This is a genomic window from Corynebacterium sp. HMSC08F01 (genome assembly GCF_001807545.1).
GTDB classification, from domain to species: Bacteria; Actinomycetota; Actinomycetes; order Mycobacteriales; family Mycobacteriaceae; genus Corynebacterium; species Corynebacterium coyleae.
Genome location: NZ_KV789314.1, coordinates 68627 through 93699 on the forward strand (window position 1 = coordinate 68627; position 25073 = coordinate 93699).

General features: G+C 62.0%; 26 protein-coding genes. 8 read left to right on the forward strand and 18 right to left on the reverse strand.

Annotated elements, in window-relative coordinates; all coding sequences use genetic code 11:
• Positions 1-3: 3 nt before the first annotated feature.
• Positions 4-693: an energy-coupling factor ABC transporter ATP-binding protein gene (locus HMPREF3171_RS06835; protein WP_070483837.1), complete on the forward strand. Its 690-nt coding sequence runs from the start codon at positions 4-6 to the stop codon at positions 691-693.
• A complete protein-coding gene (locus HMPREF3171_RS06840) occupies positions 690-1295 on the forward strand; it encodes an energy-coupling factor transporter transmembrane component T family protein (RefSeq protein ID WP_070451024.1) in 606 nt (201 codons plus the stop codon). Before HMPREF3171_RS06835 ends, HMPREF3171_RS06840 begins: the two co-directional genes overlap by 4 nt.
• Before the next feature lie 55 nt (positions 1296-1350).
• On the opposite strand, the gene HMPREF3171_RS06845 is transcribed toward HMPREF3171_RS06840, so the two are convergent.
• The 4 genes from HMPREF3171_RS06845 to pgsA all read right to left on the reverse strand — a co-directional run bounded on the left by HMPREF3171_RS06845 (position 1351) and on the right by pgsA (position 3696).
• Complete coding sequence (locus HMPREF3171_RS06845) at positions 1351-2175, reverse strand: PspA/IM30 family protein (RefSeq protein ID WP_070451023.1); 825 nt, start codon at positions 2173-2175, stop codon at positions 1351-1353.
• Positions 2176-2249: 74 nt separating this feature from the next.
• The gene (locus HMPREF3171_RS06850) at positions 2250-2597 is read right to left on the reverse strand and encodes a helix-turn-helix domain-containing protein (RefSeq protein WP_070422314.1); all 348 of its coding nucleotides are present in this window, start codon (positions 2595-2597) and stop codon (positions 2250-2252) included.
• 23 nt (positions 2598-2620) lie between these two features.
• A complete protein-coding gene (locus HMPREF3171_RS06855; RefSeq protein WP_070451022.1) occupies positions 2621-3160 on the reverse strand; it encodes a CinA family protein in 540 nt (179 codons plus the stop codon).
• Positions 3157-3696 (reverse strand): CDP-diacylglycerol--glycerol-3-phosphate 3-phosphatidyltransferase, encoded by a 540-nt coding sequence (pgsA, locus tag HMPREF3171_RS06860; protein ID WP_083279421.1) that lies wholly within the window; start codon positions 3694-3696, stop codon positions 3157-3159. The genes HMPREF3171_RS06855 and pgsA overlap by 4 nt, the downstream gene beginning before the upstream one ends.
• A gap of 49 nt (positions 3697-3745) precedes the next feature.
• Between pgsA and HMPREF3171_RS06865 the strand changes: the two genes are divergently transcribed.
• Positions 3746-4030, forward strand: a complete 285-nt coding sequence (locus tag HMPREF3171_RS06865; RefSeq protein ID WP_070422311.1) for a YciI family protein — start codon at positions 3746-3748, stop codon at positions 4028-4030.
• Here the strand turns inward: HMPREF3171_RS06865 and HMPREF3171_RS06870 are convergent.
• Entirely contained in the window at positions 4027-5202 is a 1176-nt protein-coding gene (locus tag HMPREF3171_RS06870) for a TerC family protein (RefSeq protein WP_070483839.1), read from the reverse strand. The two genes, HMPREF3171_RS06865 and HMPREF3171_RS06870, sit on opposite strands and share 4 nt — an antisense overlap.
• Positions 5203-5463: 261 nt before the next feature.
• Here HMPREF3171_RS06870 and HMPREF3171_RS06875 point away from each other — a divergent pair, with 261 nt between their 5' ends.
• A complete protein-coding gene (locus HMPREF3171_RS06875; protein WP_070483841.1) occupies positions 5464-6513 on the forward strand; it encodes an HNH endonuclease signature motif containing protein in 1050 nt (349 codons plus the stop codon).
• A gap of 59 nt (positions 6514-6572) precedes the next feature.
• Here the strand turns inward: HMPREF3171_RS06875 and HMPREF3171_RS06880 are convergent, their stop codons facing one another.
• From HMPREF3171_RS06880 to dapB, 7 genes are all read right to left on the reverse strand, one after another.
• Positions 6573-9569, reverse strand: a complete 2997-nt coding sequence (locus HMPREF3171_RS06880) for an FtsK/SpoIIIE family DNA translocase (protein ID WP_070483843.1) — start codon at positions 9567-9569, stop codon at positions 6573-6575.
• A gap of 67 nt (positions 9570-9636) precedes the next feature.
• The gene (locus HMPREF3171_RS06885) at positions 9637-10263 is read right to left on the reverse strand and encodes a TIGR03085 family metal-binding protein (protein ID WP_083292016.1); all 627 of its coding nucleotides are present in this window, start codon (positions 10261-10263) and stop codon (positions 9637-9639) included.
• A gap of 24 nt (positions 10264-10287) precedes the next feature.
• A complete protein-coding gene (locus HMPREF3171_RS06890; protein WP_070483847.1) occupies positions 10288-10713 on the reverse strand; it encodes a hypothetical protein in 426 nt (141 codons plus the stop codon).
• Between the two features lie 70 nt (positions 10714-10783).
• Complete coding sequence (locus HMPREF3171_RS06895; RefSeq protein ID WP_070483849.1) at positions 10784-12862, reverse strand: ribonuclease J; 2079 nt, start codon at positions 12860-12862, stop codon at positions 10784-10786.
• A gap of 2 nt (positions 12863-12864) precedes the next feature.
• Positions 12865-13773: a 4-hydroxy-tetrahydrodipicolinate synthase gene (dapA, locus tag HMPREF3171_RS06900; RefSeq protein ID WP_070483851.1), complete on the reverse strand. Its 909-nt coding sequence runs from the start codon at positions 13771-13773 to the stop codon at positions 12865-12867.
• 36 nt (positions 13774-13809) lie between these two features.
• Positions 13810-14445 carry an FAD-dependent thymidylate synthase gene (locus HMPREF3171_RS06905; RefSeq protein WP_070483852.1) on the reverse strand — a complete coding sequence of 212 codons (636 nt, stop codon included), beginning with the start codon at positions 14443-14445 and terminating at the stop codon, positions 13810-13812.
• Positions 14446-15189, reverse strand: a complete 744-nt coding sequence (gene dapB, locus HMPREF3171_RS06910) for a 4-hydroxy-tetrahydrodipicolinate reductase (protein WP_070483854.1) — start codon at positions 15187-15189, stop codon at positions 14446-14448.
• A 55-nt stretch (positions 15190-15244) separates the two neighbouring features.
• On the opposite strand from dapB, the gene HMPREF3171_RS06915 reads away from it, so the two are divergent.
• Positions 15245-15895, forward strand: coding sequence for an AMIN-like domain-containing (lipo)protein (locus HMPREF3171_RS06915; RefSeq protein ID WP_070483856.1), 651 nt, complete (start codon positions 15245-15247; stop codon positions 15893-15895).
• Here HMPREF3171_RS06915 and HMPREF3171_RS12100 read toward each other — a convergent pair.
• Positions 15886-16095 (reverse strand): hypothetical protein, encoded by a 210-nt coding sequence (locus HMPREF3171_RS12100; RefSeq protein ID WP_168161886.1) that lies wholly within the window; start codon positions 16093-16095, stop codon positions 15886-15888. The genes HMPREF3171_RS06915 and HMPREF3171_RS12100 overlap by 10 nt on opposite strands.
• A 70-nt stretch (positions 16096-16165) precedes the next feature.
• On the opposite strand from HMPREF3171_RS12100, the gene HMPREF3171_RS06925 reads away from it, so the two are divergent.
• Positions 16166-17137, forward strand: coding sequence for an oxygenase MpaB family protein (locus HMPREF3171_RS06925; RefSeq protein WP_070483860.1), 972 nt, complete (start codon positions 16166-16168; stop codon positions 17135-17137).
• 10 nt (positions 17138-17147) lie between these two features.
• Positions 17148-18713, forward strand: a complete 1566-nt coding sequence (locus tag HMPREF3171_RS06930; protein ID WP_141743377.1) for a succinic semialdehyde dehydrogenase — start codon at positions 17148-17150, stop codon at positions 18711-18713.
• 55 nt (positions 18714-18768) lie between these two features.
• Here the strand turns inward: HMPREF3171_RS06930 and HMPREF3171_RS06935 are convergent, their stop codons facing one another.
• The 4 genes from HMPREF3171_RS06935 to HMPREF3171_RS06950 all read right to left on the reverse strand — a co-directional run bounded on the left by HMPREF3171_RS06935 (position 18769) and on the right by HMPREF3171_RS06950 (position 23492).
• Positions 18769-21093, reverse strand: coding sequence for a polyribonucleotide nucleotidyltransferase (locus HMPREF3171_RS06935; RefSeq protein ID WP_070422398.1), 2325 nt, complete (start codon positions 21091-21093; stop codon positions 18769-18771).
• Between the two features lie 96 nt (positions 21094-21189).
• The gene (gene rpsO, locus HMPREF3171_RS06940) at positions 21190-21459 is read right to left on the reverse strand and encodes a 30S ribosomal protein S15 (RefSeq protein ID WP_070422298.1); all 270 of its coding nucleotides are present in this window, start codon (positions 21457-21459) and stop codon (positions 21190-21192) included.
• Between the two features lie 102 nt (positions 21460-21561).
• Positions 21562-22524 carry a nucleoside hydrolase gene (locus HMPREF3171_RS06945; RefSeq protein ID WP_070483862.1) on the reverse strand — a complete coding sequence of 321 codons (963 nt, stop codon included), beginning with the start codon at positions 22522-22524 and terminating at the stop codon, positions 21562-21564.
• Positions 22521-23492, reverse strand: a complete 972-nt coding sequence (locus HMPREF3171_RS06950; protein WP_070483864.1) for a bifunctional riboflavin kinase/FAD synthetase — start codon at positions 23490-23492, stop codon at positions 22521-22523. The genes HMPREF3171_RS06945 and HMPREF3171_RS06950 overlap by 4 nt, the downstream gene beginning before the upstream one ends.
• 30 nt (positions 23493-23522) lie before the next feature.
• Here HMPREF3171_RS06950 and truB point away from each other — a divergent pair, with 30 nt between their 5' ends.
• Positions 23523-24416, forward strand: coding sequence for a tRNA pseudouridine(55) synthase TruB (gene truB / locus HMPREF3171_RS06955; RefSeq protein ID WP_070483866.1), 894 nt, complete (start codon positions 23523-23525; stop codon positions 24414-24416).
• 3 nt (positions 24417-24419) lie between these two features.
• Here the strand turns inward: truB and HMPREF3171_RS06960 are convergent, their stop codons facing one another.
• Positions 24420-25073 (reverse strand): 4'-phosphopantetheinyl transferase family protein, encoded by a 654-nt coding sequence (locus tag HMPREF3171_RS06960; protein WP_070483868.1) that lies wholly within the window; start codon positions 25071-25073, stop codon positions 24420-24422.

Here is a 25073-nt window from a genome sequence, read left to right on the forward strand (position 1 = left end):
ACGATGCCCGTCATCGAATTCAAAGGCGCAGCCGTCACCTACGACGGCAACACCGTCCTTCAGCCACTCACCACGCGCCTGAGTGAGCAACGCATCGGCATCATCGGCTCCAACGGTTCCGGCAAATCCACCACCGTGCGCCTCATCAACGGACTCATCGAACCCACTTCAGGGCAAGTGCTTTACGACGACCTCTCCCCCACCACCCAAGGCCGCGACGTCCGCAAACGCGTCGGATTCGTCTTCTCCGACGCCGAATCCCAAATCGTCATGCCACGCGTCTCCGACGACGTCGCCTTCTCCCTTCGCCGCTTCAAACTCCCCCGCGACGAAGTGCGATCGCGTGTCGACGACGCCCTCGCCCGCTTCGAACTCACCGACCTCGCCGAAAACTCACCACACACCCTGTCGGGCGGCGAAAAACAGATGCTCGCACTTGCATCCGTGATGGTGATCGAACCAGACACCATCATCGCAGACGAACCCACGACACTGCTTGACCTGCGCAACCGCAAACGAATCGTGCGCGAACTTAACGCACTCGAGCAGCAACTCATCGTGGTCACACACGACCTGGACATGCTGCGCGACTTCGAACGCGTCCTCGTCATCGACGACGGCGCACTCGTCTACGACAGCAACCCCGCCGACGCCATCGCGTTCTACACCGACCTCATGGATAACAAACCATGATCCGCGAACTCCCCCTCGGTGTCTACATCCCCGGCGACACACTGCTCCACCGCATCCAGCCAGCGCTGAAGTTCGTGCTGCTGGTGGTCTTCATCATCGGGGTCACTGTCCTGCCCACCCGGCCCTGGCACGCAGCCGCCGCACTCGGGTTTGTGCTGGTGCTCTACTTGTGGGCACGCATCCCAATGAAGATTGCGTGGCGCCAACTCGTGCCACTCCTGCCCTTCCTGATCTTTTTAGGCGCGTTCATGGTGTGGCAAAACGGCGTCGAATCGGCGGCGACGCTACTCATCGGGCTGCTTGCCACCATCGCGGCGGCGAACCTGCTCACACTGACCACCCCGGTCCAGGAACTCCTTGACGCCCTCGACCGAGCACTCGCACCGTTGGGACGCACAGGCGAACTCATCTCGCTCACCATTGCACTCACCATTCGCCTGATTCCGCTGACACTCGCGACCGCGAACGAAGTCCTCGACGCCCGCAAAGCCCGCGGGGCTGGCTTCTCCCTCCTAGCGTTCGGCACTCCCCTGGTCATCCGCTCCGTGCGGCGGGCGAAGATGATCGGTGAAGCGCTCATGGCGCGCGGCGCCGTCGACTAACCCCACGCAGCGAAAAGGCCCGAAGCGATGTGCTTCGGGCCTTCGACGTTGTGATTTACTCGCCGCGCAGTTCGCGCATGCGCTGCGCAACCGCATCATCGCTGACGTTAGCGTCGGTAGCGGACTGCCCCGGCTCAATCGCCTGTTTCTTGCCAGCGGTGAGCTCGCCTGCCATCTCCGCACGCAGCTGCTCCAAGCGGCCGTGACCAGCCATCTGGATACCGGCCTGCTCAACCTCAGCCATACGACCCTGAATGGAGTTCTGCGCCAACTCGGCGGCACCAAGCGCGTTAGCGTAACGACGCTCAATCTTCTCACGAACCTGATCCAAGTTCGGACCGGACGCAGTAATCGAGTTCATCGACTGCATCGTCTCCGAAACCTTCTCCTGCATCTTCGCCTGCTCCAGCTGCGACAGGAGCTTCGAGCGCTCAGCAACCTGCTGCTGCAGGTGCGCCGCGTTGCGCTCCACAGCCTGCTTCGCCTGAGCTGCCTGCTGCAGCGCCTGGTCGTGGAGCTGCTTAGTATCCTCCACACCCTGCTCAGCGGTGACCAGCTGTGCCGCAAACGCCTCCGCGGCGTTTTCGTACTCCTGCGCCTTCTGCGCGTTGCCCTCGCCGCGAGCTTTATCAGCAAGCTTGAGCGCCTGGCGGGCATTCGCCTGCAGCTTCTCAACATCCTCGAGGCGACGGTTGAGCTGCATCTCCAACTGACGCTGGTTACCAATCACCGCGGCAGCCTGCTGCGACAGTGCCTGGTGCTGGCGCTGCGCCTCGTTGATGGCCTGCTCAATCTGGATCTTCGGGTCAGCGTTCTCTTCGATCTTGTTGTCGAAGAGAGCCATCAGGTAGTTCCAGAACTTGGAAAAGGGGTTCGCCATGGCTAATCACCGCGACCTTTCATCTTCATTAGTTAGTGCGTCAAACTCCACCCACAATAGTCGGGTGAGCTCCGTTACGCTTCCGCAGCCGCCGGAGAGGTGACCGCGAGTTCCTCGTTGAAGGAATGCAGCGACATATTCGCCACCGCTTCCAGCAACACCTCAGACACCGTGGTGTCCAGTGCCTCGCACAGCGCTGCAAGCAGTTCAGAGGACACTTCCTTGCGACCGCGCTCCAGCTCCGAGATGTAGCCGGAAGACACGCGAGCCTCCTTCGCCAACGTGCGAAGGGTTACGCCCTTATCAGCGCGAAAAGCGCGCAGCGACATACCGAGGGCTTCGCGGAACAGCGGCTCACGCGCTGGGGCGGATGCAATCGGCAGTTCTACCGGGGCTTCGTAAAGCAGAGTCGTAGTTGTCATCAGCTGCTCCAACGATCGGTGGTCTAGTTTTGTTCCCGAACGCCAGTCAGCGCACCAACCAGGGCCGCTTCGACCGCGCGTCGACGAATCTCGTTGCGCGACCCTGCGAGGACTCGGACAGGGGTCGCATGTCCATCGACAAGCGCATACCGGCCCGCTTCCGAATCGAGCAGTTCCGCAGCTTGCGACGACGCCGTCCACTTCGGCCCCGCCAGCCCAATCCACACCGTGCCAGCCGGCATACCGTCTTGCGCACCGGGCCCTGCGACGCCAGTAAGCGCAACCGCCCAATCCGTCCCGCACACCTTACGAGCACCGCGCGCCATCTCGCGGGCCACCGCCGCGGAGACCACGCCTTCTTCCTCAATCAGGTCGGCCGGAACGTGGGCCAACTCGGTTTTGAGCTCCGCCGAGTACGTCACCAAACCGCCGACGAGTACGTCGGAAGCACCCGGCACGTCCGCAAGGGTCGCAGCAGCAAGCCCGGCAGTCAGCGACTCGCAAAAAGCGATGGTTTGGTTCCGGGAACGTAGTTCGTCGATAAGCAATTGCGCCGTCGTCATTTGTTCGCCTTTCCTGCATCAACCAAATACTGCACACCCGTAACCACGGTGACCGCCACCGCGAGCAACATCACCACAAACACCGGCGTATCCGCCCATGCGGGCAACGGACACAAGTACAGGCCAACCGCCAGCGACTGCAGGACAGTCTTCACCTTGCCACCCTTCGACGCCGGCACCACCAGACCGCGACGCAACATCCACATACGCCACACCGTGATCCCCAGCTCACGAGCCACGATCACCACAGTGACCCACACCGGCAACGGCCCCGCAATATTCAACGTAACCAGCGCAGTAATCATCAACGCCTTGTCCGCGATCGGATCAGCAATCTTGCCGAAATCCGTAATCAGCCCCCGCGCACGAGCAATATCCCCGTCAAGCTTGTCTGTGATCATCAACGCCACAAACAGGCCAAACGCCCACCACCAGCGCTCCGAAAGCACCAGCCACGCGAACACAGGAATGAACAGAATCCGCAGAGACGTCAACACATTCGGCAGATTCCAATTCGACGGCTTATCCGTTTGCATCACGCGATCCACCATACCCATCTCACGCGTTCCACCTAGACTGCCCTCCATGAAGTATTTCGCAGCAACCTACACCTACGGCGAGCAAACGCTTGTCGACGACACCCGCCCCGCCCACCGCGAATTCATCTCCTCGCAACTCGCACTCGGACGCATCGTGGGATCCGGCCCTTTTATCGGCGTCAATCAAGCCCTAATCATCCTGCAACTGCCCGACACTGCCACTGAAGCTGATGCGGCGGCCGTGCTGGATCAAGACCCATACACGACCGCCGGCGCACTCGCAGCGCGCGAGATCCGGGAGTGGAACCCGGTGATGAATATCTTCGGCTAAGCCTTCCTACCGCCACGCGCGACATCGAGGTGGGCGGTCTCGCGCGATCCGGTCGCGGTGTGATCGCCCTTGCCAGATGTCGCCGGGTCGTCGATCCACTCAACATGGTGTCCGTGACGGTCGACCTTGCGGCGGTTGCCGTGGTCGTCGAAATCAATGTGGTACTGGTTTTCGTTCGGATCACGGACACCTGCCTTCACGTCGGCGCGGTCCTTGATCACAGATGCAACCGCGGTAATGATGAGCACGCCGACAATGACCAGCAGCGAGGCGACAGTGCCGACCTCCGGCACGTCGAGACCCTCGCCGCCATTGATGAACGACAGGTTGTTCTCGTGCAGCGCGTGCAACAGCAGCTTCACACCAATGAAGCCGAGCACCACCGCGAGGCCGTACGGCAGGTATACCAGGCGGTCGAGCAGGCCGTTGAGCAGAAAGTAGAGCTGGCGCAGGCCCAGCAGCGCGAACGCGTTGGCGGTGAACACGAGGAAGGATTCCTGGGTGATGCCGTAGATCGCCGGGATGGAGTCGAAGGCGAACATCACGTCGATGAAACCGATGGACAGCAGGGCGACGAACAGCGGCGTGACAGCCTTCTTTCCGGCCTGAGTCCTCGAAACGAGACGGTCTCCGTGGTACGAGCTGGTCACCGGAATAACCTTGCGTAGCGTCTTGACCACCATCATGTCGTTCGGATCCGGATCCTCTTGGTCCGTCACCTCGTCGTACACCATCTTGATCGCGGTGTAGATCAGGAAGGCGGCGAAGATGTAGAACACGTCCGACCAGGCCTCGATGATCACGGCACCCAGCAGAATGAATACGAGACGGCAGATCAGCGCGATCACGATGCCGATCAGCAACACCTTTTGCTGATACGCGCGTGGGATCTTGAACGCACCCATGATCAGCGCGAACACGAAAAGGTTATCCACCGACAGCGACAGCTCAGTGATGTAGCCGGTGAAGAACTGCATGCCGTGTTCGCCGTCCCACAGCCACCACACGATCCCGCCGAAAATGCAGGCCATGGTCATGTAGAACAGGGCCCAGCCGCCCGATTCCTTCATCGTCGGCTCGTGCGGGGTACGCACGTGCGAGACGAAGTCAAAGATGAAAAATCCCAGGATCACCGCAGAGGTGATCAGCCATATACTTAACGGCACATGCATGCGTTTAATCCTCCGGTAGCAGAAACAACCGGAGGTCTCCCCCACCCAAGTGGGCTGTTCGGACCGGGGCCATCACTTTTCGACGACACCGTGTTGACGATCCAGAACACTTCCGGGGTACTCCCCTCCAAGTGGGTAACACAATACACACACTTTTTTGGTGTCGCGAATGTGGATAACCACCCCAGTTTGTTGATGTGTCAACGCGGTTATCCACAAGGGCCCTGCCGGGCATTGCGGAACTGGTTTAACGTGCAAGGCATGAGCCCATTTGAAACCTTCCTCGCGGACCTACCCACGGTGGATAGCCTGCAAGGCTTCAACCGTGCAGCCGCACTTGCCAGCCGCTGCCGGCCAGCAACCGTGACCGCCTGGGGCCGCATCCACGACGTCTACTTCGGCGCCACAAAGTGGACCAAGCAGCAGCGCCGAGCCCTGGAGGCGGCCCGCGCTGGCGCGTTCGACTTGGACCGGCTGTCGTACATCGAGAACCGGCTGACTGCAATCGACGATGAGAGCGAGCGTTGGCGCGTGCGCCACAAGCTCCTCGCCGTCCACGGCAGCTTCGCCACACTGCGCCAGGCTGCAAAAGACCTCATCCCACCAACGGCGCCGAGGATGCCGAAGGCACAGGTCACGTTCTCCTGCTCCACCCTTGGGATGCGGACGATGAGGGTCACCGCCTCCGAGCGAGACATCGCGGATCTCGAGCACGCACTGCGCCAGCACGTGGACAGCTCACGGCCCGCGGCACCGCAGATGCTTGACGCCTTTCTCTCACTGCTTCGCGACGGCACCTCCATCCCACACGCCGCTCCCCGCCCGATAGTGCTCGCACCGCTACCTGAGCACATCCGGATCCTCTCCGGCGACGGCGAGGATGTGACCCTCGTACTTACCGACGGCACCACCATGACCGGAGCCGAGTACCTCAATCTCACCTTCGGTGAAATCGCCCTGTTCCACCCGCAAGCCGGGGCGGTGAACCTCTACCGGACACAGCGCTTCGCCAACCAAAAGCAGCGCGACCTCGCACGCCTGCTCATGCCTCGTTGTCCCTTCCCCTCTTGCCGTCATGGAGCTGACTCGTGCGAGATTCACCACATCACGGCCTGGAAGCACGGCGGAGAAACCAACATAGATAACCTCGCACCCCTGTGCAGCTACCACAACCGGGTCAACGACGACGACCCTTGGCACACCAGTCGAGGGCGCATCGAAATCATCAACGGCACCCCGACATGGGTCTCGCCAAGTGGTGTGCCGGTTCCCGTGACCGAAGCGGGGGCAATGCAGCAACTCTTCGGCTAGCGGCTACTTAACGACGAAAACCCGCACACGGCGGGTTATTCGACATGCCCTCAGACAGGCTAGAAGGCTCCCCCAGTGGGGTTGTACGTGGCGGTGACGGTGCGGGTGTCGCCGTCGGTGCCGCCAGTGTCACTGCCAGAGTCAGGGCCGTCGGTGGTGGTGTCGTCGTCAAGCATGACGTCCTTGGGTGCCTCAGCCGGATCGGCGCCCTTGATCATCCAGATGATCGTCTCCAACTCCTCCGGCTTGACCAACACCTCGCGAGCCTTCGACCCCTCAGACGGGCCGACCACACCGCGAGATTCCATCAGGTCCATCAGGCGGCCAGCCTTGGCGAAACCGATACGCAACTTGCGCTGCAGCATCGACGTCGAACCCAGCTGGGAGGTCACCACCAGCTCGACGGCCTCGAGGAGGTCGTCCATGTCCTTACCGATGTCGTCGTCAATGACCTTGGCTTCCGCCTGCTTATCCTCCGTGACGCCCTCAACGTAGTCGGGTTCGTCCTGTTGGGACTTCGCAGCGTCGACAACCGCCTGGATCTCCTCGTCCGAAACGAACGCGCCCTGCATACGCTGCGGCTTGCCGGCACCCTGCGGGATGAACAAACCATCACCCATACCGATGAGCCTCTCGGCACCGCCCTGGTCGAGGATCACGCGAGAGTCCGTCAGCGACGAGGTCGCAAACGCAAGACGCGACGGCACGTTCGTCTTAATCAGACCAGTCACCACATCCACGGACGGACGCTGGGTCGCAAGCACCAAGTGGATACCGGCCGCACGCGCCTTCTGCGTGATACGAACGATCGAGTCCTCGATTTCCTTCGGCGCCGTCATCATCAGGTCTGCCAACTCGTCGACAACACACACGATGAACGGGTACGGACGCATCTCACGCTCCGACCCCGGAGGGGCCGTCAGCTCACCAGAGCGCACCTTGCGGTTGAAGTCCTTGATGTGGCGCACGCGCGCGGACTTCATGTCCATATAGCGCTGCTCCATCTCCTCCACCAACCACTGCAAGGCTGCGGCCGCCTTCTTCGGCTGAGTGATAATCGGCGTGATCAGGTGCGGGATGCCCTCGTACGGGGTCAGTTCCACCATCTTCGGGTCCACCAGGATGAGGCGGACCTCCTCAGGGGTGGCGCGCGTGAGCAACGAGATGAGCATGGAGTTCACGAACGCTGACTTACCGGAACCCGTCGAACCCGCAACCAGCAGGTGCGGCATCTTCTGTACCGACGACGCGATGAAGTCGCCTTCGATGTCCTTGCCCAGACCGATGAGCATCGGATCGTCCTGCGACGCCACGTTCGGTGCGTCGAGCACGTCGCGCAGGCGTACCATTTCGCGGTCAGCGTTGGGTACCTCGATGCCGACGGCGGATTTGCCGGGGATCGGGGTGAGCAGGCGGACGTTGTCGGTGGCCACCGCATAGGCGAGGTTGGACTGCAGGTTGGTGATCTTGGAGACCTTCACACCTGGGCCAAGTTCGACCTCGTAACGGGTCACTGTCGGGCCGCGGGAGAAGCCGGTGACTTGTGCGTTGACGTTGAATTCTTCGAAGACATCGGTGATGGCTTCGATCATGCGGTCGTTGGCTTCGGTGCGCGTCTTCGGCGGGTTGCCGGGGATGAGCAGGTCGGTTGAGGGCAGGGTGTAGTCGCCCTGCGGGATCTTGCGTACCTGCTTCGGTGCCGGTGGTTGGGTTTCGGACTTTGGGGTGGTTGCAGGGATTTTGGAGGCGTCGATGCCGGAGCGTGCGGCGATGGCTTTCGCCATCTGCTCGCGCGAGGTCTCGACGGCATCGGGGGCCACTGCTTGTCGACGATCCGACGTCTCTTCCGGGCGCTCCAACACCTTCGTCTCGTTGGGGTTGTTGTCGGCGCGGGTCGTCTGCGCTGGTGCCGGCGCTGACGTCGGTGCGGGGCGACGCTTCGGACGAGGAACGACCGTGGTCGCCTCCGGTTCTGGTTCTGGTTCGGAGGTGTCGTCGGTGTCGTCGGTGTCGTTGAGGTCGTCCGCAAAGTCGAACAGGTCGTCGTCTTCGTCCTCGTTGGTGGGGTAACTCTCCATCGGCGTGCGCGGGCGGCGCGGACGGGGCATCAGACGTGGCGCTGGACGCGACGCGCGTGGGCGTGGGCGGTCGCGGCCTTCTGCAATGTCATCGAGGTCTGCGTCGACGTGCGAGTACGGGTCGTCGTCCTCATCGTCTTCTGCGTTGAGCATGCCGGTAACGAGGCCCTTGACGTAGTCGTAGGCCTCGCGCACCGTAATACCTGTCGCTTTGAGCGCGCCGTACAGCACGATCAAGCCCAGCAGCGGCACGGCAACGAACGAGGAAAAACCAGCAGCGAGCAAACCACCGGTGAAGGCACCGATCGCGCCGCCAGCGATCCGGCGGTCTTCCCATGCCGAAGGGTTGCCGGCAAACACGTGGATGAGGCCAAGCATCGCCACTGCGATGATGCTGAAGCCCAGAGCGGCGCGTGCGCGAACCTCGTCGCTCGCGCGCACGTTAAGCATGAGCGCAATAGCGACGCCGACGAGCACGACCGGCAGGATCAGCGCACCCGCACCGATCAACCAGTGCGTGCCGGTGGAGATCAAATCCCCGACCGGGCCCGCAACATCGAACCACACTGAGCCGCCGATGACGGCCGCGAGGCCGATAAGTACAAGACCCCATGCGTCGGCGTGGTGCTCGAAGGTGCTGGAACGCGGCGTGGGGTCGTCGTCACGCTGCTCGAGCTCGTCGTGGTCGTCGTACTGGTCGCGTCGCGGGCGACGGCGTGAGGTACTCAGATTCTCTTCTTCCTGCTCATGGTGGCGCGGCTCGCGCCGGAGAAACGAACCGACGCCGCGGGCTGCGGCGCCGAGGGAACTACCGACCACTTTGTACGCAGAGCCGACGCGCTCATCGGCAGTGTCGGCGGCCACGGTGGAAGAGGTCGGCGGGTGTGTCATCGACACCGGCCCGCCGTAGCGGGTGCCGTCCGCCGAGCGGCGTGAAGAAGACCGCGAGTTACGCGGTGCGGTGTTTTTGACAGACATGGGTGTAACTCTAACGCCTTAAGTCACATTTTCCCCATACGCCACACCAGAGGCGCGGTGTCAAGCGTTAAATCTTGACATCCAGACCATCGAGCGCTTCCAATGCGCCGGTCAGTTCAATCTCCGCAGCGTTGCGACCCGATACCCACAACAGCAATTCGCCGGGTGCTCCGCTGACGCGCACGACGTCGTCGCCACGCTGTGCCACCCCTGCCTTATCCCCGAGAGTCACCGGCGGCAGGTCCGGCGGTGTCAGAATCACGGGCGCTTGAGCCTTGCGCAACGTCATCGCGCCGAAGCGCTTCGCCAGCGCCAAAAGCTGCGCGTTCACCGTGCGAGAAAAGTCGCGCGGGCGCACCTCTCCCCCACCCCGGCGCACATCCTCGTGGTGAATAAAGTGCTCGGCAGTGTTCATTGCAGCATCGAACGGCTTGATCCACACCGGCGGGCCGGCCGCCCACTCGTTCACCACCTCGGTGTATGGGCGGGCCTTCACCTTTGAGGTTTCCTTCTCCGTCATACCCGACAGTGCGTCCACGAACATGCCCGGCAACGCCAAGGGCTTCGACTCGCGGATCAGCAGGTGTACGGCCAAGTCGAAGGTGTTCCACCCTTCGTTCAAGGTGGGCGCATCAGGGCCTACCTCAAGGAACAACTCGGCTAGACGTGAGCGTTCTCGTTGTGCAAAAGACATGCCAACGAGCATAGCCACGAGCCTTTAGAGCAGCTGCGCGCTCCGGAACACGCTAAAGAGATTCTGCTCGATATTGATGAACACTCGGAGTACAGGTGCGAACATCGCCCACGTCTTGTCAGTGGTCACGACCCGACCCGACGCGCCGTAACCCAAATCGGTGACCGAATGACCTTCGACGTAGCACCCCTGCATGCCACCTTTGTAGTGTGCGCACAGGATCTGGTCGCCGTCGAAACGACCCAGCACACGAATCGCATCGTTATTAGCCGAGTAGTAGTCCTTATCACCAGGGCGCACAACGTCGTGGCTCATCCAGTATCCGGTGTAGCCCGGATCGTACGGAACCGGTGTCCCCTCCGGCAGCGGATGTGCTCGCTCGTCGGCAAGTGCAGGCGTGGCTGCGAGAAGGGTCGCGGTGGCGGTGAGTGCTACGAGTGACTTTTTCATACCTCTGAAATAGCAAAATCGGGGCCCGGCGTTACGGCCAGACCCCGATTTGGGGGGTTAACGCAGCGAACTAGCGGGACTCGCGAGTAGCGGCGATTTCTTCCTCAGTCGCGATGTGGTTGTCGGACGACATCGGCACAACGGTCGGCAGGATCACAGGCTGACGCTTGTAGTTCTGCTCGATCGCGCGCGAGACCTTGCGGCGAATCTGCTGCACCATGCGGAACGGATCGTTCTCGCCTTCCGCGGCGAGGTCACCCATGACGGCTTCGACCCCCTCGACGACCTTCTTGTTGAAGTCGCGGTCATCGTCGGAGTAGCCGGTCGTCGATACGCGAGGTGCTTCGAGGAGACGACCGGTGGCGTCGTCGATAACGCAGGTAATCGACACGACACCGCCGGATGCCAGCGACGTACGATCGGCGAGCACGTCCGGGTCGACGTCACCCATGGTCACGCCGTCGACGTAGAGCTGGCCCACCTGGTACTGGCCGGCAACCTTGATGTTGCCCTTGTGCATATCGACGACAACACCATTCTGGGCAAGCGCCGTGTTGTTCGGCTTCACACCAGTAGAGATCGCGAGCTCCTTGTTCGCGCGCATGTGACGCCATTCGCCGTGCACCGGCATGGCGTTGCGCGGGCGTGCTGCGTTGTACAGCGCAAGCAGCTCGCCAGCGTAGCCGTGGCCGGACGCGTGAACGTGCGCCTCAGCGTTGGTGATCACGTTCGCACCGATCTGGGCGAGGTTGTTAATCACCGCAAACACGGCCTCCTCGTTGCCCGGAATGAGCGAGGACGACAGGATGATCGTGTCGCCGTCATGGATGGTGATCTGACGGTGCTCGCGGCGAGACATGCGCGACAGTGCCGCCATCGGCTCACCCTGCGTACCCGTAGTGATCAGTACCGTCTTATGCGGGGCCATCTTCGCGGCTTCTTCGATCGGAATGATCGTGCCCTTCGGAGCCTTGAGCAGGTTCATCTTCTCCGCAATCTCCATGTTGCGGAGCATGGATCGGCCGTTGAAGGCAACCTTGCGGTTGTTGGCCACAGCGGCGTTGACCGCCATCTGCACACGTGCAACGTTGGAGGCGAACGAGGCAATGACAACGCGCTGGCGAGCATTACCGACGAGACGGATCAGCGTCTCCTCAATACCCGCCTCCGAGGCGGAGATGCCCGGGATGGTGGCGTTGGTGGAGTCACACATGAACAGGTCGATGCCCTCGTCGCCAAGACGCGACAGGGCCGGCAGGTCGGTCGGCTTGCCGTCGTACGGGGTCTGGTCAACCTTGACGTCGCCGGTCATCACGACGTGTCCGGCACCGGTCTTGATGGACACGCCGAGGCACTCCGGAATGGAGTGGTTGACGTGCCAGAAGCGCAGGCGGAACGGGCCGACGGTGACCTCGGAGTCCTTGTTCACGTCGTGCAGCTTCGGTCGCTGGCGGTGTTCCTGCGTCTTCGCCTTGATCAAAGCGTTGGTGAACTTGGACGAGTAGATCGGGATGTCGTGACGCAGTTTCAGCAGCCACGGGATCGCACCGATGTGGTCCTCGTGACCGTGCGTGACGATGAGTGCGTCAATCTTGTCCAGCTTGTTCTCAATCGGGCCGAAGTCCGGCAGCACCAGGTCCACGCCCGGCTCGTCGGAGTTCGGGAACAGCACGCCACAGTCCACGATAAGCAGACGGCCGTTGTATTCGAAGACCGTCATGTTGCGGCCGATTTCGGAAATGCCACCAAGTGCGTAGATACGCAGGGTGTCCTTGGCCAGTTTCGGCGGGGCTGGCAAGCGCTTGGTCAGATCGGCGCCTTGCATTCCCTTCACCGGGTTGCGACGACCGCCGCCCTGGTTGCCACCGCGACCACGGCCACGGCGACGGTTTCGGCTGCTGCCACCACCGTTGCCGCCACCACCGTTGTTGCCGCCGTTACCACCACGGTTGCCGCGCGGCCTTTCGCCGCCATTGCGACCACCGTCGCGACCGCCATCACGGCCCGCGTCGCCGCCATTATCGGCGGTGTTCTTCTGTGCGTTTGTGTCCGGGGTCTCCGGAGCTTGGAAGACCGGCTGTTGATCAGCCGGTTCCGGGGGTCCTGCCTTGCGCGTCACCTTACGGGCGCGGTTGCGGGGTTCGTTCATATTTATAGGACTCCAGCCTGTTTCATATCTTCTTGGAGCCGCTTGACCTGATCGGCTGTCGCTGGTGCGACAGGCAGGCGCGGGTCTCCCACTTCGATGCCCTGCAGTCGCAGAGCTGCTTTTGCAAATGTCACGCCACCCAGCTCGGCCTGCTGCCGTGCGAGGACGTTGAGTACGTTGGCGTTGATTTCCCGTGCGCGGGTGAGGTCGCCAGCCTCGAATGCGTCCACGAGTCCCCGCAGCGCTTGTGGTGCTGCGTGTCCGACGACGGAGATAACTCCGGTTGCGCCGAGTGTGAGCCAGGGCAGGTTGAGCGGGTCGTCGCCTGAGTACCACGCCAGGCCTGTCTCTTGGATGAGCCCTGCGGCTTCGAAGAGGTCGCCGCGGGCGTCTTTCATTGCCTGAATGTTGTCGACCTCGGCGAGTTCGCGGATCGATTCGGCAGTGATGGGGATCCCGGAGCGTCCCGGGATGTCGTAGAGGCAGACGGGTAGGTCGGTTGCGGCTGCGATTGCTTTGAAGTGCGCGACTACTCCGGCCTGTGAGGGCTTGGAGTAGTACGGGGTGACTGCGAGCAGGGCGTCTGCGCCCGCGTCTGCAGCTTGTTGTGCCAGCGTGACTGCGTGGCGGGTGTTGTTGGAGCCGGCGCCTGCGACGATTTTTGCGTTGGTGCCAACTTCTTCGCGCACTGCTTTGAGCAGCTCAACTTTTTCTTCTGCGCTGGTTGTTGGGGATTCGCCGGTGGTTCCGGCGAGGACGAGTGTGTCGATTCCGTTTTCTACAAGGTGGGCAGCAAGCCGACGTCCTGCGGCGAGGTCGAGGTTGCCGTCGGAATCAAACGGCGTAACCATGGCGACGCAGACGGTGCCGAATGTGTTGGCACCTGTATCAACTTTGCATGATGAGCCCATGAGCAAGAAGAATACCTCCTATTGACACGTATGTGCTTATCGACGTTCCCCTGCCGCCAAATCTTCAAACACCAAGGGCGCTTCCGGCTGGAGCACATCGAGGCACGCGCGTGCGATCATTCTGATTTCTTTGTCTTCATATTTTCCGCTGTGCTTTTCGACGAAACCACGCCACGCCCCGTACGACCCCGTGATTACCAGTTGCGTTGCGGTGGCTAAGGGCTGAAGCAAGCGTGCTGCTTCGGCGGCTCGTTTGCGCCGAGAGAGCAGGTTGGGGTCGTCGACAAGCACGTGCTCGAGGCCGTCGAGGAGTTCTTGGCGGATGAATGCAATGTGTTCGATGGCGGTGTCAAACAGGTTGACGAGGTCCTCGTCTTCCGCGATGAGGTGTGGGACGACCGCGCCGTCGTCGTCACGCAGGCTCACCGCGAAACCGGGGTGTGCATGGATGATTTCTGCCGCGGCGCGCGATACCCCGTACACGTGGAGGGTGGCGCTGGCGTGGGCGAGAAGGTCGGTGCGGTCGTCGTCGATAAGCCTGCGCAGCACTGTTTCGGCGTCGTGGGACGACATTGCGGCGTGCGCGATAACCGCCTCTGCGTCGGTGACATCGGTGCCGCCTGCGGGGCGGGTGTTGCGCAGGGCGGTTGCGGCGACGAGTTCGGCACGCATTTAGAGCCCGAGGTACTCGTTGAGGCCGATCGTCAGACCTGGACGGTTGGCCACTTCGCGCACACCAGTCAAAACACCTGGGACGAAGGATTCACGGCCGTAAGAGTCCTGACGGATGGTCAGTGACTGATCGGTGGTGCCGAAAATGACCTCTTCGTGCGCGACCATGCCCTGCATGCGTACCGCGTGGACAGGCACACCGTCGACATCGGCGCCGCGGGAGCCGTCGAGTGCTTGCTCGGTCGCGTCCGGCATCGCGTCCATACCGGCTTCCTTGCGGGCCTGTGCAATCCCCTGCGCTGTCTTGACCGCGGTGCCGCTCGGCGCGTCGAGTTTGTTCGGGTGGTGGAACTCGACGACCTCCGCCGACTCGAAGAATGGCGCCGCCTGGCGGGCAAACGCCATGGTGAGTACCGCAGAGATGGCGAAGTTCGGGGCGATGAGCACGCCGACGCCCTCGTTGGCGGCGCACCAGTCGCGGACCTGCTGGTAGCGGGCATCGTCGAAGCCAGTCGTGCCAACAACGCAGTGGATGCCGTTGTTAATGCAGAACTCCAGGTTGTCCATCACCGCGTTCGGGGCGGTGAAATCGACGATGACGTCGACGCCTTCGTCGACAAGCGTTTGCAGCGAGTCCCCCTTGTTGATCTCCGCCGCCATCTCGAGATCTTCCGCCTTCTTCACCCCGGCGACGACTGCCGAGCCGACCTTGCCCTGTGCGCCAAGCACTCCAACCTTGATCATGTGCATCCTTTCTTTCGCTCGCCCGCAATGGTAGCGCCACCTAAGCTGGGCGACTATGAAACGCCACACGACACTACTTATCCCGGGTGCCATTGCGGCGCTGCTGCTCGGCGCGTGCTCTGCGGACAACGACACCGGCACTGATTCCAATACCGACGCCACCGTTACAGCACCAACGTCGCAGAGCACGACCGCTACCTCGAGCGAAGCGGCGACGACCACTGATGTCTCCCCTGCCGCAGCAGCTGCCCCCGTAGAGCCCCCCACCAAAGATGGGTTCTCGCTCGAAGACACACACATCCAGTCCGAGCAACTCGCCGAGATGATGGTCGAAGACGTGCGTGCTGGTTCGCACGAGGGATACGACCGCCTCGTAGTGGAACTGTCTGGCACCGGTTCGCCGAGCGTGATCGCCGGGTACGACACCGACCCGCGCCAGCAGGCTTCCGGCCTCCCACTGAAACCCGCCGGTAATGCGTACTTCACGCTGATCATCCAGGGTGTGCCGCTAAGTATGTCTGCAGATGAGGCAGTCTTGGCTAAGTCCAGCCCTGCCGGCGTGACGGCCGGCAGCATCACGGAGATCGCGGACGGCGGCGTGTTCGAAGCGGACGCCCAGTACGTTGTCGGTTTGGACAAGCAGCGCCCGTACAAGCTCAGCGTGCTTGAAAACCCGACCCGCATCGTCGTGGACTTTCAGAAGTAATGAACGCCGCATCGTGGCTTGGGCTCGCCTTCGTCATCGGGGTGAGTGTCCTTGGGTTGTTCGTCTTGTGGCGCAAGTTGCGCGAGATTCAGCGCAGCGATCTTGACGAAGACGCCAAGCGCCGCTGGGGCCTGCTTTTCGGTATCTCGCCGCTTGCCGGATTGTTTACGTGGAATCGTCGCGAAGAATTGCTCGGCCATCGTGACGATTCGGAAGAAACTTCCAGTGAGACAGGTCAAGGGAGAGCGTGATTGTGTTACGCTTCACACCATGCCAAGGCCACAGCCATCCGATAGCTTCGACGACCTGCTCGACGGCAGTGTCAAAACCGGCAAGCGCGACGTAAAACGCGCACCGCTCGGCCCTGACTCGCTGCTGTGGAAATGGGGCGCCGACAACCGCATCCAACTCCTGCGCGGCTACACCGGCGTGCTGCAGAATATGCACCCAGCCATCGGCCAGTCACTGCTGGATCACTCGAAGTTTTTCGAGGAGCCCTTCGCACGCCTCGAGCGCTCCACCCCTCAAATCATCGCGTCGATTTACGACGACCAGGACGTGATCGGTAAACAAATCCGCGATTACCACGTAGATATCAAGGGCAAGCTCCGCGACGGCAAGCGCTACCACTCGCTCAACCCAGAAACCTACTGGTGGGCACACGCAACATTCGTCTACCGTGTCATCCTCGCTCAGGAACTGTTCGGGACCCCGTTTACCCACGCGGAGAAAGACCAGATCGTGCGCGAAGGCGTGACCTGGTGGGACTTGTACGGCCTGTCCGAGCGCCCTGTCATTGACAACTACGACGACCTGATCGCCTACATCGAAGAGATGGAAGACACCGTGCTTGAGCGCAACGATACCGTCGATTTCGCGCTGCGTACCGCCCGCGTCGAACCGGTGAAGGCACCGGATGGTGTCCCCGAGGCTGTGTGGAAGGTCATCTGGAAGCCGATCATGCGCAGCGTGATTTGGCTGACGGTGGGCACGCTCAACGACAAGGAGCGCCAGATCCTCGACCTCGACTGGACGCACCGCGACCAGCGCCGCTTCAACCGAATCGCAAGGTTTATCCGCAGTGTGTTCAAAATCCTGCCCGAGGACAAGCGCTACATGGAGCCAGGGCGCTCGCTGATGATCAAAAACGGCATGATCTCCGGCAAGTACAACGAACCGAAACTGATCACCCCGTACTCTCCGAAGAGCCAAGACGCAACGTCCGGCGGTTGCCCCGTCTAGCATCGGCGTCATGCTGCCGAAACGCCTCCGCGAACAACCACTGCCCGCACACCTTCAGAGCGAGCTCGTCGCCCTGACGACGAACCACGGCGGCGAGGTGATCTCCGTCGCATCTCCGCTTATCGACGAGCCCCTCGGCACCGTCCCCGCAGGCACCACAGACGACGTGGATGAAGCGTTTCGCCGCGCCCGTGTGGCGCAGCGTGCGTGGGCGGAGCGCAGCCTGGCGGATCGCACCGCGGTGTTCGACGCGTTCCATTCGCTGGTCTACCGGCACCGCGACGTGCTGGCGGACATCGTGCAGCTCGAGACCGGCAAGGACCGAACGGCAGCGTTCGACGAAGTGCTCGACGTGCTCAATAATGCCCGGTACTACGCCCGCAACGCAGCAACGTTCCTCTCAGAGAAGCGCCGCCCCGGAGCACTGCCACTGCTGACCCGTGCGCGGGAACAACGCATCCCCGTCGGTGTTGTCGGCCAGATCAGTCCGTGGAACTACCCGCTTTCCCTGGCTATTTCTGATGCCATCCCGGCTCTTATCGCTGGCAACGCTGTAGTGGCGAAGCCGGATTCGAAGACGCCGTTTTCGTGTCTCGTCGTCAAGCAACTGCTCGTGGAGGCTGGCCTTCCAGCGGACGTGTTCCAAGTCGTGACAGGCTCCGGCCAAAAAGTCGGCGGTGCGATAGCCGAGCGGTGCGACTACCTGATGTTCACCGGCTCCACCGCCACCGGCAAGAAACTGGGCCGCACTGCCGGCGAACGGCTCATCGGCTATTCCGCGGAACTCGGCGGCAAAAACGCGATGATCGTCGCGCCGGACGTCGACGTGCAAAAGCACGCGCGCACAATGGCTATCGCGTGCTTCTCCAACGCGGGTCAGTTGTGTGTGTCCATCGAACGCATCTACGTCCACACAGACATTTACGACGACTTCCTGCACGCGTTCACCCACGCCACCGAATCACTCACCTTGGGCAAGGGACTGAACTGGGACTATGACATGGGCTCGCTTATCGACGATACCCAGCTCAAACGGGTGCAGACCTACGTCGACGACGCCGTAGCGAAGGGTGCACGGGTGGTCACCGGTGGCACACCTCGCCCAGATGTTGGTCCTCTCCACTTCGCGCCTACCGTTCTCGCAGACCTACCCGCTGACGCGAGCCTGTGCGAGGAAGAGGTGTTCGGCCCCGTCGTGTATGTCCAGCGTGTGGGCAGCGTCGATGAGGCGATCGATCTGGCCAACGCCCTCCCCTACGGACTTAACGCCTCCGTGTTTGCATCCCCGCACACCGCCTGGGAGATCGCGCGCCGCGTTGAAGCCGGCAGCGTGACGATCAACGACGGCTACGCCGCTACATGGGGCTCGATGGCAACCCCGCTGGGCGGGGTAAAGGAATCCGGGATGGGCCGGCGCCACGGACGCGACGGGATGACCAAGTACACCGAGGTGAAAAACATCGCACAGCAACGCATCGTGTCTATGCGCGGCCCATACGCGATGCCGAAGCGGCTCTACGGCCCGCTCATGACCTCGGCACTGGCGCTTGGCAAAAGGTTGCGTCTTCTGCCCTAGCAAGACAAAACGGGCGCTTCCCCAACTGGGAAGCGCCCATGATGTTTGCGAAAAACTACGCGTTATCCTCCACCGGGACAAGCGAGATCTTGCCACGGTTGTCGATGTCGCGGATCTCAACCTCGACCTTGTCGCCGACGTTGATGACGTCCTCGACCTTCTCCACACGGGTGTTACCACCCAGGTTGGAGATGTGGATCAGGCCATCGGTGCCCGGGGTGATGGACACGAACGCGCCGAACGCCACGGTCTTGACCACGGTGCCCAGGTAGCGCTCGCCCACCTTCGGCATCTGCGGGTTCGCGATCGCATTGACCTTCTCAATCGCGGCGTCGGCAGCCTCACCAGAGGTGGCGGAGACGAACACGGTGCCATCGTCCTCGATGGAGATGTCTGCGCCGGTGTCCTCGGTGATCTGGTTGATGGTCTTGCCCTTCGGGCCGATCAGCTCGCCGATCTTGGATACCGGGATCTTCACGGTGGTGATCTTCGGTGCGAGCGGGTTCATCTCGTCCGGGCCGTCGATGACCTCAGCCATGGTGTCCAGGATAGCCTCGCGGGCGTCGCGGGCCTGGTTCAGCGCATCTGCAAGAACGCTGGACGGAATGCCGTCGAGCTTGGTGTCTAGCTGCAGGGCGGTGATGAACTCGCGGGTACCGGCGACCTTAAAGTCCATGTCGCCGAACGCGTCTTCGGCACCGAGGATGTCGGTCAACGCAACGTATTCGGTTTCGCCGTTGACCTCGCCGGAGACCAGACCCATCGCGATACCCGCAACCGGTGCTGCCAGCGGCACACCAGCGTTGTACAGCGACAGCGTGGAAGCACACACGGAGCCCATCGAGGTCGAGCCGTTAGAACCGAGCGCCTCGGAAACCTGACGGATCGTGTACGGGAACGCCTCACGCGACGGGATCACCGGCTCAAGGGCACGCTCGGCGAGCGCACCGTGGCCGATTTCGCGGCGCTTCGGAGAGCCGACGCGTCCGGTCTCACCAGTGGAGTACGGCGGGAAGTTGTAGTGGTGGATGTAGCGCTTGGACTCTTCCGGGTGCAGCGAGTCGAGGTGCTGCTCCATCTTCAGCATGTCCAGGGTGGTCACGCCGAGAATCTGGGTCTCGCCACGCTCGAACAACGCAGAGCCGTGGGCACGCGGGATGAGCTCCACCTCGACGCCGAGGTCGCGGATATCGGTCACGCCGCGGCCGTCGATACGGAAGCCCTCGGTGAGGATCTTCTCGCGCACGATCTGCTTCTGCAATGCGTTGTACGCGGCGCGGATTTCCTTCGATGCTGCGTCGCGCTCCTCGCGCTCGTCATCGTCGATATCGAAGGAGTCGAACAGATCTTCCTCGATGTCTTCCATGTACTCGTTGGTGGCGTTCTCGCGCTCAGCCTTGGACGCGATGGTCATCAGCTTGGCCAGCTTCTTCGCGGCCTTCTTCTCAACGGCCTTGAACACCTTCTCGGAGTACGCCGGGAAGAGCGGGAATTCCTTCTGCTCGGTGGAAACCTCGCTGGTAAGCGCACGCTGCGCACGGCACAGGGTCTCGATGTAAGGCTTGGCTGCCTCGAGGCCTTCTGCAACGGTCTTCTCAGTCGGGGCTGGGTAGCCCTTCTTGATCTGCTCGACCACGTTCACGCCGGCGCCAGCCTCCACCATCATGATGGCGACATCTTCCTCGGTCTTGCGGCCACGCTTGCGCTCAACCATGCGGCCAGCAACGACCATTTCGAACAGGCAACGCTCGTGCTGCTCGTAGTTCGGGAATGCCACCCACTGGCCCTCGGGGTGCTTATCGTCGGCAAGCAGTGCCATGCGCACGCCACCAACCGGGCCGGACACCGGCAGGCCGGAAAGCTGCGTCGCGGCGGACGCGCCGTTGATCGCGACAACGTCGTAGTACTCCTCCGGGTGCTGCGACAGCACCGTGATGACAACCTGAACCTCGTTGCGCAGGCCCTTAACAAAGGTCGGGCGCAGCGGGCGGTCGATCAGACGGCATGCCAGGATCGCCTGGGTGGACGGGCGGCCCTCGCGGCGGAAGAACGAGCCCGGGATCTTGCCCGCGGCGTACATGCGCTCTTCAACGTCGACGGTCAGCGGGAAGAAGTCGAATCCTTCGCGCGGCTGGTTGGATGCGGTGGTGGTGGCCAGCATCATGGTCTCTTCGTCGAGGTACGTGGTGACGGAACCGTCGGCCTGGCGCGCGAGCTGGCCGGTCTCGAAACGAATGGTGCGGGTGCCGAAGTCGCCGTTATCCAGCGTGGCAACCGCTTCGGTGACGCCGAAATCTTCATCGACGTGGACATCAAACGAGTTGTTTGGCTTAAAGTTGCGCAAAAGATCCCTCTCCTTCGAAGGCGTGTTGGCGATCATCGGTGCCGCCATGTCATAGGTGTTCTTGCAACGGGCAGCAATAATAGCAAAAAACGCCCCACCGTGCAGGTGAGGCGTTATTTTTGGCGCTATTGCTTAGCGACGAAGACCCAGACGGGCAATGAGATCACGGTAGCGATCAACATTGTTCTCGCGCAGGTACTTCAGCAGACCACGACGACGACCAACGAGCAGCAGCAGGCCACGACGAGAGTGGTGATCGTGCTGGTGGTCCTTCAGGTGCTCGGTCAGGTTGTTGATACGCGCGGTGAGCAGCGCAACCTGTGCCTCGGTGGAACCGGTGTCGGTCTCGTGGATGCCGTACTCCTTGAGGATTTCGGCCTTCTTCTCAGTGGACAGTGCCATGAGGTGCTCCTTGGTTGTTTCAGTTCGCGTTCTACGGAAAAAGTCTGTGCTGCACCATAACTGCCGCGAACCACAGTCGTCTGGCGCAAGACCTCAAAGAGGTTACACGACCGGCGTGGACTGCGCCAAACTCGTCAGACGTCGCATGAACTCCTCGAGAAAACCTGCGGTGTCTACCGTGACGGCCACTGCGGCGGACTTGTCCGGGTCGTTCAGGCGGGTTTCGTCGCCAATCGTGCGCCCACGCGTCTCGCCCTCGGTGTCCACCTTCATGTTGATGCCAAGCGTGTCCACCAAACCCGGCTGGATAGCCACGGCAACCGCCAACGGGTCGTGCAGTCCGCAGCCACCAAGGTGTGGCGAGGTGGTCTTGTAGGCGTCGATGTAGTAGTTCGTGATGTCGGCAAGGAACTTCCCGCCGGTGGTGCCCAGTTCGGCCCACTTCGCGGTCTCTTTAGTGGTCAAAAGCGTTTGCAGCGTGACGTCAAGACCGATCATGGTGACGTTGCGCAGCTGGCGGAATAACAGGTCGGTTGCTTCGGGGTCCTGGTTGATGTTCGCTTCGGACCAGGCGGTGACGTTGCCTGGGACGGTGAGCGCGCCGCCCATCATCACAATATTGGCGTTTTCGCGGAACACGTTGGACGCTTCAACTGCTGCTGCGATTGTGGTGGACGGGCCTGTGGGCACGATGATGAGGTCATCGCCGTACGCCGTAACCGATTCGACGAGGAAGTCCACCGCAGACGTCGATTCCACCTGACGCGTCGGATCAGGGATCTCCACCTCGCCAATGCCATTTTTGCCGTGGATGAACGCGGAGATCTCCTGGACCTCGAAGGAGTCCTTCGCGCGTGCGTGGTCTGGGCCTGCGAACACCGGAATGTCTGTGCGGCCAAACAGCTCCAAGATGGCAAGGGTGTTGCGCACTGAATCCTCGACAACCACGTTGCCGTAGGTGCAGGTCACGCCGATGAGTTCTACTTCGGGCGACGCGAGTGCGTACGCCAGTGCCAGGGCATCGTCGATGCCGGTGTCTAGGTCCAGGATCAGCTTCGTGGTCATGCACCGAGAATATCGCGGGTGGTGTCCACATCGCGCGCCATGTGCTCAAGTAATTCCTCAACGGAGTCAAACTTGACCATGTCGCGAACCTTGCCCACGAACTCCACTCGGGCCATCCGCCCGTACAGGTCAGCGTCGCGGTCGAGCACAAACGACTCAACGCTGCGCCGGTTGTCGCCAAACGTGGGGTTCGTCCCCACGGAGATCGCCGCTGGGTAGCGCACGCCGGGTTCCATGTCGCCGTCGATGGGGGCGTCGTCGATGATGGTGAGCCAGCCCGCGTAGACACCGTCAGCCGGGATCGCGGCCGCATCGGATGCGTACTGGTTGGCCGTCGGGTACCCCAGTTCCTTGCCGCCACGGCCGGCACCACGTTCAATCGGTGCGATCACAGAGAACGGCCGTCCCATGTAGTCGGTCGCCGTTTGTACGTTTCCGCCGGAGAGTTCGTCGCGGATGGCGGTGGAGCAGACCTTGACGCCGCCGTCGGAAAGCAATCGCACAATCGTCACGTCGATGCCTGCGCGCTCCCCTAGCTGCGCCATGGATGTAGCGGTGCCTGCGGCATCCTTTCCAAAGGTGAAATTCTCCCCCACCAGCACGTGGCGGGCGCGCAGTTGGCCCACGAGTACGTCCTCCACGTACCCCTCGGGCGAAACCCCGCCGAGCTCGTGCCGGAAATCAATGACAAGCAAGTAGTCCACGCCCAACTCAGCGATGTGGCGGGCGCGCTCCTCAAGCGACATCAGCGCCGCAGGTGTGTGACCTGGGGCGAATACCGTCACGGGGTGCGGGTCAAAGGTCATGACCACGCTCGGCACACCGAGTTCACGTGCGGTATCCACGGCCTTCGAGATCAGCAGTTGGTGGCCTCTGTGCACACCGTCAAAGACGCCGATAGTGACGACGGTGCCACCAGGCTCGCCAAACGTTTCCGGCACTGCGTCGAGGCCACGCAAAATATCCACGGGGGACACAGTACGGCATACTTCAAAAGCATGAACGATCCCCTCGAAAAGTCCGGCATTGTTGTCGTCGATAAGCCTCAGGGCTTGACGAGTCATGACGTGGTGGCGCGTCTGCGTCGGTTCTTCGGTACTCGCAAGGTTGGCCACGCTGGCACGCTCGACCCGATGGCCACGGGCGTGCTTGTCGCAGGCATTGAGCGCGGCACGAAGCTGCTGGCGCACCTGGTCGCAGAGGACAAGGTCTACGAAACGACGATCCGCCTCGGTGCGTCCACGACCACAGATGATGCGGAGGGCGAGATCACCGAAACGCACGACGCGTCTGAGGTAACCGACGACGCGATCCACGAGCAGATCGCACTGCTGACCGGCGATATCATGCAGGTTCCGTCGAAGGTGTCCGCGATCAAGATCGATGGGCGCCGCGCCCACGAACTGGTGCGCGCCGGTGAGGAGGTCACCATTCCTCCCCGCCCCGTGACCGTCCACGCTTTCGATGTCAGCGAGATCCGCCACCACGATGGCGTCGTCGACATCGACGCCCGCGTGCATTGTTCCTCCGGCACCTATATCCGCTCGCTGGGCCGCGACCTCGGCGCAGCACTGGGGGTTGGCGGGCATTTGATTGCTTTGCGACGAACCTCCGTCGGCCCATTCTCCATCGACGACGCGCACACCCTCGAAGGGTTGGAAGACAATGCTGTGTTGTCGCTGACCATGGATGAGACACTGACCCGCTCGTGGCCGGTGCTTGATGTCAATACTGATGAATACGCGGCGCTATCCATGGGCAAGTGGCTCGAGCCGCGCGGTTTGAAGGGCGTGCACGCCGCCGTCGGACCAGACGGCAAAGCAGTCGCCCTAGTGAAAGAGCAGGGCAAGCGCCTAGCCACGGTGTTTGTGGCGCGGCCATCCACGCTTTAGCTCTTAGCGCACGTACGTGGAAGCCACCACGTAGCCACCACGGACCACCCAGCGGCCCTCAAACACCGGCACCGGCGCGGGACGGGCGAGGAGCTGCGAGACAAACGTGCCGTCGGCGCGCAACTCAATTTCGGCTTCGTCGAAATCTAGCCAACGCCGTGTCATCGGAAACCAGCACTTGTAGGTCGCTTCCTTGGCGCAAAACAGCAGCCGGTCGGCCCATTGCTGCCCCTGCTCACGCATACCGTTGACCATCGCGATCTCAGTATCACTGGCGATCGACTCCAGCACCCCGTCTGGCAGCGATTCTGCCGGCTCCGCATCGAGCCCCATCGACAGTACGTACCGGGTTGGTGCTGCGACAGCGGCGCGCAGGCCATCGGTATGGGTCAGCGAGCCGGTAAACCCCTCTGGCCACAACGGCATACCGCGTTCCCCGCGCAGGATTGCGCCTGCAGATTCCACGCCCAGTTCGCGCAGTGCCTGGTGTGCGCACCAGCGGGCATCGCCGAACTCTCCCTTGCGCAAATCGACTGCGGTTTTGACCTCTTGGCGCTCCGCCGGGTGCAGGTCGTCGTAGCGGGTGAGGTCGCCGGCGTCGTCGGTAAGTAAAAAGACGCAGCGTGCTTCTGGAGGAAACAGCGAAATATCTTGCAT